The following is a 15269-nucleotide window of genomic DNA, read 5'->3' as shown; positions in this document are numbered from 1 at the left end:
TCGCAATCTATAAAATTATTCTGGAAGCACATATACAGCACGGCTTCCGCCAATTAACTTAGGTCTTGTCATCGCCATGGTAACATGAGCTTGTCCGATACTTGGGTTTTGAGGTCGAATCGGAACAGCTACTGGTTTTAGGTGCATACCAATCAATGTGCTGCCAATATCAATACCTGCATCAGCAACAATCGACTCTACCAACACACTACCATCAAGATGACGATAAGCATAGGAGGCCATCGCTCCCCCGGCATGTCGAATCGGAACCGCTGCAACTTCTGTAAGTCGAAAAAATTCTGCTGTCTCCTTTGATACGACGAGAGATCGATTTAAATGCTCACAGCATTGAAAGGCCACCATAAAACCATGTTGCCGCCTAAAATCCAAAACAGTATTAAAAAGAGCTTCTGCAACATGGTCACTTCCATAGCTTCCGATTCTCTCTCCCAATACCTCACTTGTACTGACTCCAAGCACTAATAATTTCTTTTCATCCAAGGGAAAAGCAGCATGTAACTCTGACAATACAGCTAAGGTTTCCCTACGAATCTGTTCCATTTAACGTAATTCCTCAAGCTGGGCGATTTTCTCAATTCGCCTCTCATGACGACTACCTTGAAAAGTAGCTTCTAACCAAGCATCAATAATAGATAGAGCTAATCCCCTGCCTACCACACGCTCGCCCAAACAAAGGATATTCGCATTATTATGTTCACGGCTCATTCTCGCAGAAAACGCATCAGAAACAACGGCTGCTCGAATCCCTCTGATTTTATTTGCTGCGATGGACATGCCAATGCCTGTCCCACAAACCAATATTCCTAAATCTGCTTCCTTATTCACGATTTTATTGGCAACAGGTGAGGCATAATCTGGATAATCCACTGATTCTTCTACAAAAGCTCCAACATCTTCAACACCAATTTCTTTGGACTCTAGATAAGCAATAATCTCTTTTTTAAGATGTATACCACCATGATCGGAACCTACAACTATTTTCATCATCCACTACTCCTTTGACCACTTTTCCATCAAGTTTTCCAGGTGTTCATATATTTCTTTTGCACATCGACGATATACTTCTACGGATGAACCATATGGGTCCATAATATCAAAAGAATCATCTGTTATATATTCCGTTAATGTATAAACTTTTGTATCTGATATAGGTGACTCTAATAATATGGCATTTTTGTGCTGCTGTGTCATAGTGAGAATCACATCTGCCCATTCCAACAAGTTTTGATCCAACCGCCTTGCACAATGTTCCGAAGATATTCCTTCTGAAGAAAGGACTTCTTTCGCTTGTGGGCTTATGGTATCTCCAGGTATAGCATAAATTCCCGCTGAACGAACTTCTAGCGGGAACTGCTTTTGCTTGGACATATGGGTTAGAATCGCTTCTGCCATTGGACTTCGACACGTATTACCAGTACATACAAATAAAACGCGCTTCAACTCATTTCCCACCTTTCTACATTCTTTTTCAGTGGACCTCTACGCCATGAAAAAGCCCTCTACCTTCCATGTATAACACATACAGAAAGTATTTGCCAATTCCCTACATAATAAATTGAATACCTAGTGTAATCAAAACGATCCCACCGAATACTTCTCCATATTTCCCGATCCAACTCCCCATTAAACGCCCAAAATATAAACCTATCAAAGACATCAATCCACCCGCCACACCACAAAGGACAACTGTCAGAAGAGGGTCTGTTGCAAAAAACCCCATACTTAGTCCCGCTGATAAAGAATCTAAGCTTACGCTAAATGCAATCAATACCATACCTAGAATGGTTCTATCACTAAATGGCAATACATCTTCTCTATTTTGAATGCTAGACCAAAACATCTGCAATCCAAGAAAACAGAGCAATGCACCACCTACAATTACTGCAATATGATGAAAATAAATACTTAGAAATTGACCTATCCAGATGCCGATCAGGGGCATGAAGACATGAAAAACAGCAATGAAACTACTGATGAGTATCGTTCGATTGCGTGTTGGTTTACGCATACCAAGGCCGAGACCAAGTGAAAATGCATCCATTCCTAGAGCAATTGCTATGATACTAAGCGTGATCAACTGTCCCCATGCAAAGGTACTGATATCCATGGTGAACCCCCTTGTCCTTGGTTCATAAGACAAGGTTATGCTGGATCACACAAAGATAGAAGCTAATCAAGTAATCTAAAGCTATGATAAACCTGATTTTTTTGTGTCTTTTGTAACATAAACTATAAATACAAAAATCATACAAAAAAACTCATATAAACAAACTCCTCACAAGAAGGATCTGAAGAAAAATTTCAATAAGGAATTTCATTAAACATAATAAAAAAAGAACCCCTTTCATTAGGTTCTTTTTTGGGGTTTTTCCGATTTTCTTTCTAGCATGCTTAATGATAGTGTCGGACTGACCAATATCTGCTCTACTTCTTTAAAACCTAGACTTTTATAAAGCATTTTAGCAGGATCATTTTTTGTACCTGTATGTACTTTGAAACAACTAACTTGGTCATCATATTCATCTAATACATACTGAAGCAAACGTCTACCAATGCCTTGGCGAAAATAGTGAGGATGGACAACCAAGCGATGAACATCCAGCACTTTTTCAAACAGCTGAAATCCAATCACACCTACAATGCTGTCTTCTTGATAATATCCATAAAATTTTTCTTTGCTTGTTTGCAGCGATTCAACTGTATCTCTCAACGGGGGAATCTCATCGAATCCGATAATTTTTGCTTCTACTTGGTAAGCAGGTTTCTGGACTTTCAGTACTTTGGTTGCTATTTGGCTATTCGTAATGTCTAATAATCTAATCATGAAGTCACCTATTTAATAAAATATTTGCCTTCTGCTGCTTTTAACAATCTGTTCATTACAGACAGATAAATATCAGTCATCGGAAAGGTTTCGGCATAGATTAAATCTACACCTAATGTATCAAACTTACGTAATGCGTCATATAATTGTCGCGCTACGGTATCAGGCTGCGATCGATTACCGCAGATGACTGTTTTGGTACTTTTGTACTTATCTTTATTCTCTTCTGTTGTAAGGACACCAATTTGATATCCTTCTGCCATCTTTTCCTGGGAAATATATTGGATTTTTTTCACCATATCATCCCCATCTACCAACCACATCTCCCCTTTTGGGGCATAGTGCCGATACTTCATTCCAGGAGAGCGAGGCTGTTCTTTTTGATTTGTATCGACAGAAACTTCTCCTACTACGGCTTTTAATGCTTCTAAAGTAACTCCTCCTGGACGAAGCAAGATAGGAATCCCTTCAGTAACATCCACTACGGTTGATTCCACCCCAACGGTAGTGATTCCTCCATCTAAAATCAAATCAATTTTCCCAGATAAGTCTTCTGCTACGTGACTAGCAGAAGTGGGGCTCGGACGACCAGAGCGGTTAGCGCTAGGAGCTGCAACTGGCACATCAGCTAGCTCCAATAGAGCCAGTGCCAAAGGATGATCTGGAATGCGAATACCTACCGTATCAAGACCAGCAGTGACACTATCAGCAAATCCTCCTTGATGTCGCATAACATAGGTGATAGGTCCAGGGGAAAAATGCTTCATTAATCGCTTGGCAAGATCCGGAATATCCGATATCCATTTATCCATCTGCTCGATTGTTGCAAGATGTACAATCAACGGATTATCACTAGGTCGACCTTTTGCTTGAAAAATTTGTTTTACTGCTGATTCATTGGTTGCATCCGCACCCAATCCATAGACTGTCTCTGTAGGAAACGCGACTAAGCCGCCAGTTTGTATGAGCTGGGCGGCTTTTTTTATTTCGATTTGATGACGATAAAAATCCAATGCTTTTTCGCGCGGAAATTTGATTACAGTTGTCAATTTTATACCCCTTGTTTGTTATTACTTTCAAGGTATCGAAATACAGACAGAAATGCAAATCTATGCGTGAAGTGGATAGGACAATAAAATACCATTTGATGAAACTTGATGATAATGTGCCGATTTTTGCAAATCTATGGGAACATCATTACACTTTTCAAATCCTAGCTCCAACATCCATGAAGATGTAGAAGGTGCTACTAAATAGAGTTGTTTTGTACCTTGTTTGTGACAGTATGACATCAAATAATCAAACAGTTTACCCAATTTATCAATTGCAGGAGCTCCATTTGTAAATCGCAAAGAATGTAAATAAGCGACATCCGAATACATCTCTAACGCTAACATTCCGATTGGCTTTTGGTCTATAACCGATTGCAAAATAAAATAATCGTCCATGTTGATAATATTTTCCCTTGATACCCCTAAATTACAAGTATTAATCCAATTTCGATCTGTTTCTATTGCTTTTCGCAGGAAAAACATTTGAAAACTCCCTTGTCCATAGTCTTGCTACTAATCTATGAACGAAAAGCTGATTTAGACCTATTTTTGTAGTTTTGTATCGAACAGAAAAATTGATTTACTATCATTTGTTTCACTCTTTCACTAGCACCTGTTTCACTTTGATAGAAACGCGACGATTCAATCATTTCACCATATGCAGTAGAAAAGAATAGGACTTTAGGCTGAATGAATATCAGTCTATTGTATCTGTTTCCTCTTTTCTGAGTTTTATATGCTTTATATAAATAAAACCAGAGGTGAAACAACATGTCCCTTGCATCGACTTTAAAGGAAACGACAAAAAACATTTACCATCAAGAAAAAGGATTAGTTTGGACGGGATTGATCGGCATGATAATCGCGTTATTATGTGGAGTTTTATTTATCGTGTATGGAAGTAATAATATACCTCCAGAGGGAAAATTCTCGAATATTATCTCATTTGATCTAGCTATTGGTATCTATGCTCTAAGTACAGCAGCTCTTTTGACCGTTCTGGAATTATCAACACCCTTTCGTAAAAAAATACTTTCGTATCCGTTGATGATTACTTCATTGGTAGCATATCTTTGCGAGACGATTCAAAATTTAAGGGGGATAAATGCCCGCTTCACCCAAACAGAGCTCCCTTTCCATTTTCTAAATAACCTCATTACTACGTCTGCCGCAATGCTGATATTATTGTTTATCATTTTTACGGTGATCATCTTCCGAACAAAGAAAGTAAAGTATCCATTCCTTCTTCTTTCTGTTAAATATAGTTGCTTTGCAGTCCTTTTAGGTGGGATCGTATCTGGTTTATGGATGAGCATGGAGCAAGGAAGATGGGTTGGAGATGCAGGAAATATCATGACCATCCATTTTGTTGGATTTCATGGCCTTCAAGCTCTACCGATTATCGGTTGGATGCTTGAAAAAACTAGTGTATCTCCTAATCAAGCTAAAAAAATCGTTCATGTTAGTGGAATCGCATGGCTAGTTTTGATCCTTTTGTTATTTGCTCAAACTGCCGTTGGTAAATCTATTTATGATCCTTCTATCTATCTGCTTTTCATTCTTATTTCCGTTATGGTTTGGTTTGGATGCTTATTATGGAGTTTCAGAAAAGCAATCCCAACTAAAAACAAGAGATAAAGAATACAAAAAGAACATTTATCTTGCTGGGAGTAGATACAATAACTTTTATTTTGCCGGTATTGAAATGGAGACCTGTACAGTTAAACAGGCTCCATTTTTCATGTAAAACCATACCAATAGAAATATAAAAAGAGAGTAAATGAGGCCACCAAAGTTTTTAATCACTTTATTTTTCAAAATAAGACGTTAATGATATACAAGTTCCAATTGGTTTTTGTTCCCTAATAGAACAGATTGCAAAATATCATCATCCGTGTTGTTCTTGCTTTCCTTAAACACCCCTAAAAGCCTACCCAAAGTTCGTTCCTATTTCTTTGTACTACATAAAGGGAATATTCCAAATATTCCTTACCCATTGTGAATGGATCACTTTAGGTCTATTTTTTGTAACTTTATAACATCTATACATTTATTGAATACATATAATATTCCTTCAAGAGTTTACGATGTTGTGTTATGATGAGTGAAGTAATCCACAAACGAGAGGCTTTACCGATGGACTTCTCCCGTGCCAACGCTGTATTCCAGAATGCCAGGGGCAACACCCAGCGCCTCGGGATCAAGGACTCCCGTCGTCCGGCTCCGGTCGAGGGCCGTCGAGCCCAGCCCGTGCAGACGCGTGAGGTTCCGTCCCGCGACCGTCAGCAGCCCGAGCAGACGCGTGAGGTTCCGTCCTGCGACCGTCAGCAGCCCGCGCAGACGCGTGAGGTTCCGTCCCACGACCGCCAGCAGCCCGGCGAGGTCCGATCCGATGTGTTCGGCTTCGAAAAGGGCAAGCGTGCGGCTCAGCCGGCACCGGATCGCGTGGTCGACGGCGTGAGCGTCTTCGATCGCAGCATCACCTTCGGTATCAAGCGCTGACACATCTGTGCCAGTATAGGCGGCGTTGCATATCCATGTGTAAACATGTGATACTGCAGTGCCGCCGCGTCATTTATGGGATAAATAGAGAATTTTCTCCGCTCTCCCCACGTTAAAATGCCTTCTTCAGCTTATCCAATAATAAAAACCGTACTTCCAAACGATTTGCTTTTGTTTCTTTCTTCTCTTTTGCGGAATCCGCATATACTTGCCGTTCTGGGCGAATTTCGGTAGATAACACCGCACCATTGTCTTTTTTCGGGAATGCTTCCCCTTTGCCCATGTCAACAAAACATAGTGGAGGAAACAAGACACACCACCAATTGTCTCCTTCACCAGAACCGATGGTCACCAAAAGCGCTTCATAATCTCCTGCTGCATATACTTGATCCCCATATAGTTTTGTTGGAAATGGAACTTGTCCAAACGCTACTTTCACCGGATAGGTATAACCATGTTTGTTTATGGTTTCTTTTGCTAATTGTTGAAATGCTGGAAGATGTTTTTGGATCATTTGTCGTGCTTCTACAATCGATTTTGGCTTATGTACCCACAGTTTCATTTCGTTTACAATTTCATTACGAACTTGACGTTTGAGCCACTGATCTTGGGCAGAATCACTATTGGCAAGAATACGAAGTCTCACAGCCTCATTTGGAATACTAGGAATGCTTGTTTCAGCAATATGTTGGCTGGATACCATCCAGAATGATAAGAAAAATGTTATAAGTGCAAACAACTTTTTCAACATGTCTTTCCCTCCTCCCTAACAGTATGGACAAGAGGGCGAAAGTTTAGTCGTGTTATGATTCGGAAAATTTTGTTATACTTGTTACAAATACATAAACAAGGAGGAAATCGGCTTGCAGAAGTACGTTTTTTTATTTTTATTCGTTTTATCTTCTGTTTTTGTAGGTTGCTCCCCTATGCATGCTTCACAAGAAGCAACCGCAACACTTATTGATTCGAAGGGGATGAATGTTGGAACAGTCAAAACAACAGAGAATCAAGATGGAGTCCAAGTAAAGGTACAAGCGCAAAATTTACCAGCGGGCCTCCATGCCTTCCATATCCACCAAGTAGGGAAATGTTCTGCACCCGATTTTAAATCCGCAGGTCCGCACTTTAATCCAGCAGGAAAACAACATGGTCATCTCAACCCACAAGGAAATCATTTAGGTGACTTAGGAAATATAACAGTCCAATCGAATGGAACCTTTACCATGACCAAAAAAGTCGAGGGTGTTACATTAGAGTCAGGAAAGAAAAACTCACTATTTCAAGCAGGCGGTACTGCTTTTGTGATCCATGAGAAGCCTGATGACGAAAAAACAGATCCAACTGGTGGCGCAGGCAGTCGTATTGCTTGTGGTGTGGTAAAAGCTGCAAAATAATTAGTACTCACATAAAAAGGAAGTGCTCGATTGGGAGTACTTCCTTTTCGTATTTAACTAACTGACTATATTAAAAATGAATATTTATATAATTATAAGTAGAAAATAGATAAAAGAATCTATCCTCTTAAAAATATACAAAATACAGAGAAGAAGGAAGCCGAATAGAACCGTCTTTCCTGTTTGATCTCTTGGAACATACATGGTAATCTTGCCCAAAAACACCCGTGAGGAAAACCAATGGTACATATACTCATCGTAGAAGATGATTTGCATATTCGCAAAATGATTGCTTTTTATTTAAAAAAAGAAGGATTTGTAGTAGTCGAATCTGACAATGGGAGTCATGCTCTAACCATCATAAACTCCCAAGCGATCGACCTAGTTGTGTTAGATATCATGTTACCGGAAAAAGACGGTTGGGAAGTTTGCCGGGGAATTCGAAGACATCGTGACACACCGATTTTGATGGTAACTGCAAAACGAGAAACGAATCAAAGAATCAAAGGTCTGGAGATGGGAGCAGATGATTATATCAGCAAACCATTTGACCCATTGGAATTGGTTGCACGCGTCAAAGCGTTGCTACGGCGTGCCCGCATGACATCGAGCAACCTGGTGCAATTTGGCGATACCACCATTGATGCAAACAGTTACACAGTCAGCATAGGCAACGAAACAGTAGAACTGCCTCCCAAAGAATTTGAGCTCCTATTCCAATTGGCAAGCTACCCCAGTCAAATATTCACAAGAAGTCAATTAATAGAACGAATCTGGGGAGTCGATTTTACAGGCGAAGAACGGACAGTGGATGTCCATATTAAGCGCCTGCGAAAACGATTTGATCAACAAACTAGCGCCTTTCAGATCACTACTATTCGGGGTCTTGGGTATCGATTGGACGTGACACGATGATCCGAACCTTATATTTTCGACTAGTCATCACCTTTATTGGCATTGTGCTTGCCAGTCTTATCCTCTCTTTTTTCATTAATACTTTGCTCTATCGCCAAGAAGTAGAAACGCAAATTCAACAAGCTTTAATCCAACAAGGGAAAGAAATCATCACTTTATACCAACAAAACCCTTCCTCAAACATTGATTCTTATTTAAAAAGCATTTCACGACTGCATTACAACTTTTGGTTATTTACGAACAAAGGAAAAGAAAAATATTTTGGTTTAAGACCAAAAGAAGACAGACCCTTTACAAAAGAAGATATCACCCATGTAGTAAAAGGTGGGATCTATCTTAAAGAAAACAAAGATCAATCTCCTCAAATCGTAGGTTTACCATTTCAAATCAATGACCTTCATTATGCGCTCTTCCTTACATTTCGTGGAATTCCATTATTTGAGAAGTTTGATGAGATTATTAACACGATCCTTATCATCGCATTTATTATTGGAAGTATTTTGATTTTGATTGCATCGCGTTATTTAGTCAGACCCCTGCAAGCCATGACTTCGGCAACAAAAAAGCTCGCCCAAGGTAACTTTGATATACATGTGGAAATAAAGCGAAAAGATGAGCTGGGGATCTTAGCAGACAGTTTCAACTTAATGGCAAAAGAATTAAGTGAATTGGAGCAAATGCGCAAAGACTTTGTGTCCAATGTGTCCCATGAAATCCAATCTCCACTCACTTCCATTCGCGGGTACTCGGAAATATTAAAGGATGAAGCCATTTCATTCGAAGAACGAAATGCATTTCTTGATATCATCCAGCAAGAAACAGAACGTCTATCCCGTTTAAGTGAAAACTTGTTAAAACTAGCTTCACTCGAATCCAATCATCATCCCTTTCACCCAGAATCTTACCAATTGGATGAGCAACTCCGTAGGCTTGTTGCCTTTTTAGAACCACAGTGGTCAAAAAAGCAACTCAAGATGGATGTCAGGCTAGAAAAAATAAATATCATTGCTGATCAAGACCAACTCAGCCAAGTATGGCTAAATCTCCTCAGCAATAGTATCAAGTTCACACCTGATCAAGGAAATATTCAAATCGAACTTACTAGTAAAGAACAAAAAATAATCGTGCGTATCACCAATACAGGTATCGGTATTCCAAAGGAAGCTCAACAACACATCTTTGATCGTTTTTATACAGGAGACCCAGCAAGGAATCGGAAAAAATCTGGAAACGGGTTAGGATTATCGATCGCCAAAAAGATAGTGGAATTACACAATGGAGAAATAGAAGTAGAGAGCGAGGTAGAGAAAGCAACAACATTTACTGTTAGCTTACCAGGAACCTTAAAAAAGACATGATCCTGTACATCCCTATACGTTTTTATGACTCCTGAAAAACAGCCCTTACAAAAAAAGGCTGTTTTTTCCATCATCATTTTGTCAAAAATACAGCCTGTTGTTCATACTGAGTTCATCTTAGGCCATTACCTTTATATCAGCCAATTGGCACTCCACACGACTAAAGCCGTGGGATTCTTGGGTAATCCTTAGTACCCCAAGGAAGTTTACCAAGCTTAGACCGCAAGCCCTGCGGCAATTAATCGTAAACCTTCTTGCACTATATTTTTAGCTGCGTTGATGTCTCGATCATGATGTTCGTGACACGAAGGACATGTCCATTCGCGCAGGTTTAGATCTTTTACTTCTTTGTTTTTGTATCGGCAGTCTGGGTTGGAACAACGTTGGCTAGAGGGAAATGTTTTCCCTACCTGTATGATTGTTCTTCCATACCACGCAGCTTTGTATGTTAACATCGTAACAAATTCCGACCACGAAGCATCCGTAATCGATTTGGCTAAGTTGCGATTTTTTATCATGTTTCCGGTTTGCAGACTCTCGGTACTGATCACTTGGTTTTCGTGTACCAGTTGGGTAGAGAGTTTATGGAGGAAATCATGACGTTTATTCCCAATCTTTTCGTGAATCCGAGCTACTTTTATCCGAGCTTTATGCCAATTAGAACCGCCTTTCGTGCGTTGTGATAGGATTCGTTGTGCTTTCGCCAATTTTTCTTCGTACCGACGAAAGAAACGACTTGGATTGATTTTCGTTCCATCATCGAAAATCGCAAAATCCTTTAATCCCAAATCAATGCCAACAGCTTCCTTTTGTGCAGGAACAGATCGGAGATAGCAGCCTTCGCAGAGGACCGATACTTGGTACTTTCCCGATGGGGTACGACGAATCGTAGCAGACAAGATGCGACCACTGATTTCACGGGTTCTGACAAACTTTACCCAGCCTAATTTCGGTAGCTTGATTTTGTTTTTGACGATTTCGATCGTTGGTCTCCCTTGTTTGGGATAGTTACACTGACTCGTATAAGTTTGAACGCGATTTCGCTTACTTTTCAAACGAGGGGCATCGTTTTGCTTTTGGAAAAAACGAGAAAACCCATCGGCTAGGTGTTTTAAGGTATTTTGCAACGAAGTGGAGTCGACTTCTTTTAACCAAGTTAGCTCGCGTTTTTTTGCGGTTAGTAGTTGAGAACATGTGGGATAGCTTAGTCCTTTGCCTGTTTCTTGATAGCTTTCGTTCCATTTTCTTAGGAAATGATTGAAAACAAAACGACTGCATCCAATCGATTTATGCATGAGAATACGTTGTTTTGTTGTGGGGCGAAGCCGAAATTGGAAGGCTTTGTGCATCGATTTCACCTCCCTAAATGGGATTTTGAGGATATTATAGAACGTGCGTTTGTATATGTCAAGGATTTCAAAAAATTAGTCAGACGAGAGACGATCTCTGACATCTCTCGTCTGACACTCGCTTTCATCCCACGATTGAAACCGTGGGTTTTCTCGCTCACGAATCTATAAAGGAGGAGCCTTTGTGATTAAATGGAGTTTGAAAAATAGTATCGTTATCATCCTGCTCGCCATTATTGTAATCGTGTCAGGGGTACTAGTTACAGGAAACCTAAAACTAGAAACGATCCCAGATGTAAGTAATCCTGTGCTTACCGTGCAAGCAAATCAAGCTGGGGCTAGTGCAGAAGACATAGAGGAAAATGTAACAAAACCGCTTGAAAATACGATCAAACAACAAAATGATTATGAAAGCTTTACAAGTACATCAAGCGATAATATCGCAAATATCCAAATTGTATATCCCTTCGGGACAGATTTGGATAAAAAAGAACAAGAATTAAATAATAATTTCTCCAAACTGGTCTTACCAGAGCAAGCAGATTTTCAAATCAAACGTATTAATTTAGATGATTTTCCTGTTTATTCAGCTTCTCTTTCCACAAAATACGAAGCTGATTTACAAAAAGAACTAGAGGATAAAATTATCCCTGAGTTAGAAAAAAAGGAAGGCATTAATGAAGTAACAATAAAAGGTACCAAAACATCCACTGTTGCAATAAAGGTAAATCTAGAAAAAGCGAAAGCAAAAGGTCTAACGCTCGGCACGATCCAACAGTCTATCCAAAACGAAGAATATGCTTTACCTGCCGGCTCTGCTGAAACCAAAGACAATACCATTGCTGTTCGTTTAGTGGGAAACATTCAAAAAGTAGCTGACTTGAAAAATATTCCTATCATCCATGCAACAACAGGAGCGAATCCACAACTAACTGCATCCGCTTCTCCGGTCAAACTAGGGGATATTGCCGAAATCAACACAACCTCCGAACAAACAGAAATCAGCAAAGTAAATGGAGAAAGTGCCTTTCAAATCGAGGTCACCAAAGATCAAGATGCAAACACAACAGATGTCTCAAAATTTACAAGAGATATATTAAGCAAATATCAACAAAATGTCGCTTTTAAAATCCATCCCATTGCAGATCAAGGCGCAGAAACAGAAAAATCAATCAACAGCTTGATTCATGAAGCTTTATATGGAGCTATCTTCGTCGTTCTGATCATCGCGCTTTTTTTGCGCAATCTCCGAGCAACGATTATTGCCCTTATTTCCATCCCGCTTTCCATTTTAGTCACACTAACCCTAATGGAGCCAATGGGATATACATTGAATATCATGACACTAGGTGGTATGGCAGTCGCCGTGGGGCGGATTGTCGATGACAGCATCGTAGTGATTGAAAATATTTTTCGTTGGAAACAACAAAAAAGAGAAACATTATCACAAAAGCAACTTGTATTACACGCGACCAAAGAAGTGGGGACAGCAGTCGCATCTTCTACTTTTGTTACGATAGCTGTTTTTCTGCCACTCGTTTTTGTAACAGGCATGATTGGAGAGATCTTCCGTCCATTTGCTTTGACAGTGGCTATTTCCATCCTCGTATCCTTACTCGTTGCCTTTACCTTGATTCCACTACTTGGAGCATCGTTCTTTAAAAAAGTTCCACCTCATTCAGAGGACACTAGACTTTCCCGTATTTATGGAAAAATGCTGGATGGTGCACTACGTCAGAAAACGTTGGTCATCGCAGCATCACTATTTCTATTAATCGGTTCGCTTGCGATGATTCCGCGTTTAGGATTTTCGTTCCTGCCAACAGGAGATGCTGAGCTTGTAACATCTGAAATCACCTTACCTGCTGGTACAACTCTTGGAGCAACAGAAGAACTTGCCAAGAAGTTAGAGCAGAAAATAAAAGAAATGAATCTCTTTGACAAACGACAAGTTACCATTGGCATGTCCAATATGCTGCAAATCGTAGAAACAAATGAACAAAAAATAACTTTCTCATTAGAACGAAAAGAGGACATATCCCTTGATGATGCACTTACCAAACTAGAAAAAGAAATAACAAAAATCAGTCAGGGTAAGTATCCAAAAGCCAAAGTAAAAATATCGGAACAAACACAAGCAGGTCCAGGATCAGGTAACGATATCAAAGTCAATTTATATGGGAATAATCTAAAAAATCTAGCAGCGGCGTCCGGTCAAGTAGAGGATCTATTCAATCAAAACAAAGACCTGAAAAATATTTCTAACACCAGTCAAGAAACAAGAAAAGCATGGAATATTACCTTGAATCAAGAAGGGAAAGAATTAGGTCTAACACCAGAGCAAGTGATGGCAACGGTCCATGAACATCTTCAACTTTTAAAGGTAGGAACCTATAAGTTAGATGGATTAGATCAAAACATCGTACTCGAATACAATGAAAAAGTTTCAACTGAAGCAAAGTTAAAAGCAATTAAAATCCAAACTACTAAAGGTGAAAAAGCCTTATCTGATATTGCAGATATAAAATTGAGCAATGTCCCTGCTTCGATTCTTCATGAAAATGGCGAGACATACACGACAGTAAGTGCACTTATCAAAGGTGATGATCCATTAGGAGTAACGGATCAAGTCAAACAAGATATAGATGCCTTATCTCTGCCAAGTGGTGTGACCATACAAGTAGGCGGAGGAAATGAAGATATCACAGAAGGACTTACTAATCTTGGTATTTCGATTGTCATTGCCATTGGATTGGTATTTATCATTTTGAGTATCACTTATGGAGGCATACTTACTCCATTGGTCATCTTATCCTCACTCTTATTCGTCCCTATCGGCGCCATATCTGGATTATTACTGACTGGACAGCCGATATCGATGAGTGTGATGATTGGTCTACTCATGTTAGTTGGCATTGTTGTTACCAATGCAATTGTACTCTTAGACAGAGTGGAGACCAAACGAAAAGCTGGATTGGATCTAGGACAGGCCATCATGGAAGCAGCAAAAACACGTTTACGTCCTATCTTAATGACGGCACTAGCTACGATTTTTGCATTGATTCCATTAGCTATGTCTACCGATTCAAGTTTACTTATTTCACAGGGACTAGCCATCACGGTGATCGGTGGATTAACAACTTCGACCCTTCTTACCTTGTTCTTCGTCCCAGTACTGTATGCCATTGTTGGGAAGTATCGACGAATCGAAACTACTGATTCCATAAAAGAACTAGAAAAGGATAAAAAATAGGTCAAGAAATAGTAGAATCCTAAGATCTTAACATATAAAAAACCCCTTGATTCTAAGATAATACGAGAATCAAGGGGTTTTTGAATGAGATTTTGTATTTACGCACGTTTTTCCGTCTTACCAAGCAAACTCCCTAAGATACGGCTTTCTGGTCTCAGCGCCCATGAAGCCATACTGAGTGCAGCATAGAAAAGCGGAAGGATAATGTGAAATCCGTAATCACCATAATCGTTAGCAAGCACATGAGAGAAAGCCGCACCAGTCATTAAAAAGAAGATACCAGCATAAGCCCATTCTTTCAGCCGAGGAAAACCTGGCACAATGATCGCAATGACTCCAAGTATTTTCCAAATCCCGAGAACGTTCATGATGTATAACGGATAGCCAATATTCTTCACTAACTCGATATTTCCTCCTAATTGCATCAGTTGACCGACACCACTTAACGTAATGGATACTGCGAGTAATAGTGTGACTGTCCAATAAGCAATCATTTTTCCTTTTGTTTTCATCATCGATCCCGTCCTTTAATTATGATTTATTATTGCGGTAGTTCCTTACAAGCCTCACCTGTTTTAAAGGTTGGTCTTCTATAGGACAC

At 39.7% G+C, this 15269-nt stretch carries 16 protein-coding genes; 6 read left to right on the top strand and 10 right to left on the bottom strand.

The features are described 5' to 3' along the window. Window positions 1-15 precede the first annotated feature (15 nt). From A3GQ_RS0107735 to A3GQ_RS0107705, 7 genes are all read right to left on the bottom strand, one after another. Window positions 16-561: a TIGR01440 family protein gene (locus tag A3GQ_RS0107735; RefSeq protein WP_028776568.1), complete on the bottom strand. Its 546-nt coding sequence runs from the start codon at window positions 559-561 to the stop codon at window positions 16-18. Further along, window positions 562-1005, bottom strand: coding sequence for a ribose 5-phosphate isomerase B (gene rpiB / locus A3GQ_RS0107730; protein ID WP_028776567.1), 444 nt, complete (start codon window positions 1003-1005; stop codon window positions 562-564). It lies immediately after the preceding gene. 6 nt (window positions 1006-1011) lie between these two features. After that, on the bottom strand, window positions 1012-1461 hold the full coding sequence (locus tag A3GQ_RS0107725) for a low molecular weight protein arginine phosphatase (protein WP_028776566.1): 450 nt from the start codon (window positions 1459-1461) through the stop codon (window positions 1012-1014). 103 nt (window positions 1462-1564) lie between these two features. Continuing rightward, window positions 1565-2128: a manganese efflux pump MntP gene (locus A3GQ_RS0107720; protein ID WP_028776565.1), complete on the bottom strand. Its 564-nt coding sequence runs from the start codon at window positions 2126-2128 to the stop codon at window positions 1565-1567. A 240-nt stretch (window positions 2129-2368) separates the two neighbouring features. Continuing rightward, window positions 2369-2845 (bottom strand): GNAT family N-acetyltransferase, encoded by a 477-nt coding sequence (locus tag A3GQ_RS0107715; protein ID WP_028776564.1) that lies wholly within the window; start codon window positions 2843-2845, stop codon window positions 2369-2371. A gap of 8 nt (window positions 2846-2853) precedes the next feature. After that, window positions 2854-3882 (bottom strand): L-threonylcarbamoyladenylate synthase, encoded by a 1029-nt coding sequence (locus tag A3GQ_RS0107710; protein ID WP_051271457.1) that lies wholly within the window; start codon window positions 3880-3882, stop codon window positions 2854-2856. Between the two features lie 72 nt (window positions 3883-3954). Beyond that, entirely contained in the window at window positions 3955-4380 is a 426-nt protein-coding gene (locus A3GQ_RS0107705) for a hypothetical protein (RefSeq protein ID WP_028776562.1), read from the bottom strand. Window positions 4381-4668: 288 nt separating this feature from the next. Between A3GQ_RS0107705 and A3GQ_RS0107700 the strand changes: the two genes are divergently transcribed. After that, window positions 4669-5535 carry a hypothetical protein gene (locus A3GQ_RS0107700; protein ID WP_028776561.1) on the top strand — a complete coding sequence of 289 codons (867 nt, stop codon included), beginning with the start codon at window positions 4669-4671 and terminating at the stop codon, window positions 5533-5535. Window positions 5536-6033: 498 nt separating this feature from the next. Beyond that, entirely contained in the window at window positions 6034-6399 is a 366-nt protein-coding gene (locus tag A3GQ_RS0107695; protein ID WP_028776560.1) for a hypothetical protein, read from the top strand. 112 nt (window positions 6400-6511) lie between these two features. On the opposite strand, the gene spoIIR is transcribed toward A3GQ_RS0107695, so the two are convergent. Then, on the bottom strand, window positions 6512-7150 hold the full coding sequence (gene spoIIR, locus A3GQ_RS23735; protein WP_037464315.1) for a stage II sporulation protein R: 639 nt from the start codon (window positions 7148-7150) through the stop codon (window positions 6512-6514). A gap of 112 nt (window positions 7151-7262) precedes the next feature. On the opposite strand from spoIIR, the gene A3GQ_RS23730 reads away from it, so the two are divergent. The 3 genes from A3GQ_RS23730 to A3GQ_RS0107675 all read left to right on the top strand — a co-directional run bounded on the left by A3GQ_RS23730 (window position 7263) and on the right by A3GQ_RS0107675 (window position 10066). Next, on the top strand, window positions 7263-7793 hold the full coding sequence (locus A3GQ_RS23730; protein WP_037464314.1) for a superoxide dismutase family protein: 531 nt from the start codon (window positions 7263-7265) through the stop codon (window positions 7791-7793). 240 nt (window positions 7794-8033) lie between these two features. Further along, a complete protein-coding gene (locus tag A3GQ_RS0107680) occupies window positions 8034-8708 on the top strand; it encodes a response regulator transcription factor (RefSeq protein ID WP_028776559.1) in 675 nt (224 codons plus the stop codon). Further along, window positions 8705-10066 (top strand): sensor histidine kinase, encoded by a 1362-nt coding sequence (locus A3GQ_RS0107675; RefSeq protein WP_028776558.1) that lies wholly within the window; start codon window positions 8705-8707, stop codon window positions 10064-10066. Before A3GQ_RS0107680 ends, A3GQ_RS0107675 begins: the two co-directional genes overlap by 4 nt. A 215-nt stretch (window positions 10067-10281) precedes the next feature. Here A3GQ_RS0107675 and tnpB read toward each other — a convergent pair whose 3' ends face one another. Beyond that, window positions 10282-11415 (bottom strand): IS200/IS605 family element RNA-guided endonuclease TnpB, encoded by a 1134-nt coding sequence (gene tnpB / locus A3GQ_RS0107670; protein WP_028776557.1) that lies wholly within the window; start codon window positions 11413-11415, stop codon window positions 10282-10284. A gap of 184 nt (window positions 11416-11599) precedes the next feature. Here tnpB and A3GQ_RS0107665 point away from each other — a divergent pair, with 184 nt between their 5' ends. Then, on the top strand, window positions 11600-14668 hold the full coding sequence (locus A3GQ_RS0107665; protein ID WP_051271373.1) for an efflux RND transporter permease subunit: 3069 nt from the start codon (window positions 11600-11602) through the stop codon (window positions 14666-14668). A gap of 98 nt (window positions 14669-14766) precedes the next feature. On the opposite strand, the gene A3GQ_RS23725 is transcribed toward A3GQ_RS0107665, so the two are convergent. Continuing rightward, window positions 14767-15183 (bottom strand): DoxX family protein, encoded by a 417-nt coding sequence (locus A3GQ_RS23725; RefSeq protein ID WP_051271370.1) that lies wholly within the window; start codon window positions 15181-15183, stop codon window positions 14767-14769. Window positions 15184-15269: the final 86 nt, after the last annotated feature.

It is taken from the genome of Shimazuella kribbensis DSM 45090 (assembly GCF_000428065.1).
In the GTDB taxonomy this organism is placed as follows: Bacteria; Bacillota; Bacilli; order Thermoactinomycetales; family Thermoactinomycetaceae; genus Shimazuella; species Shimazuella kribbensis.
Note: the sequence above shows the minus strand (reverse complement) of the source record. Positions and strands in the feature narration are given on the sequence as shown.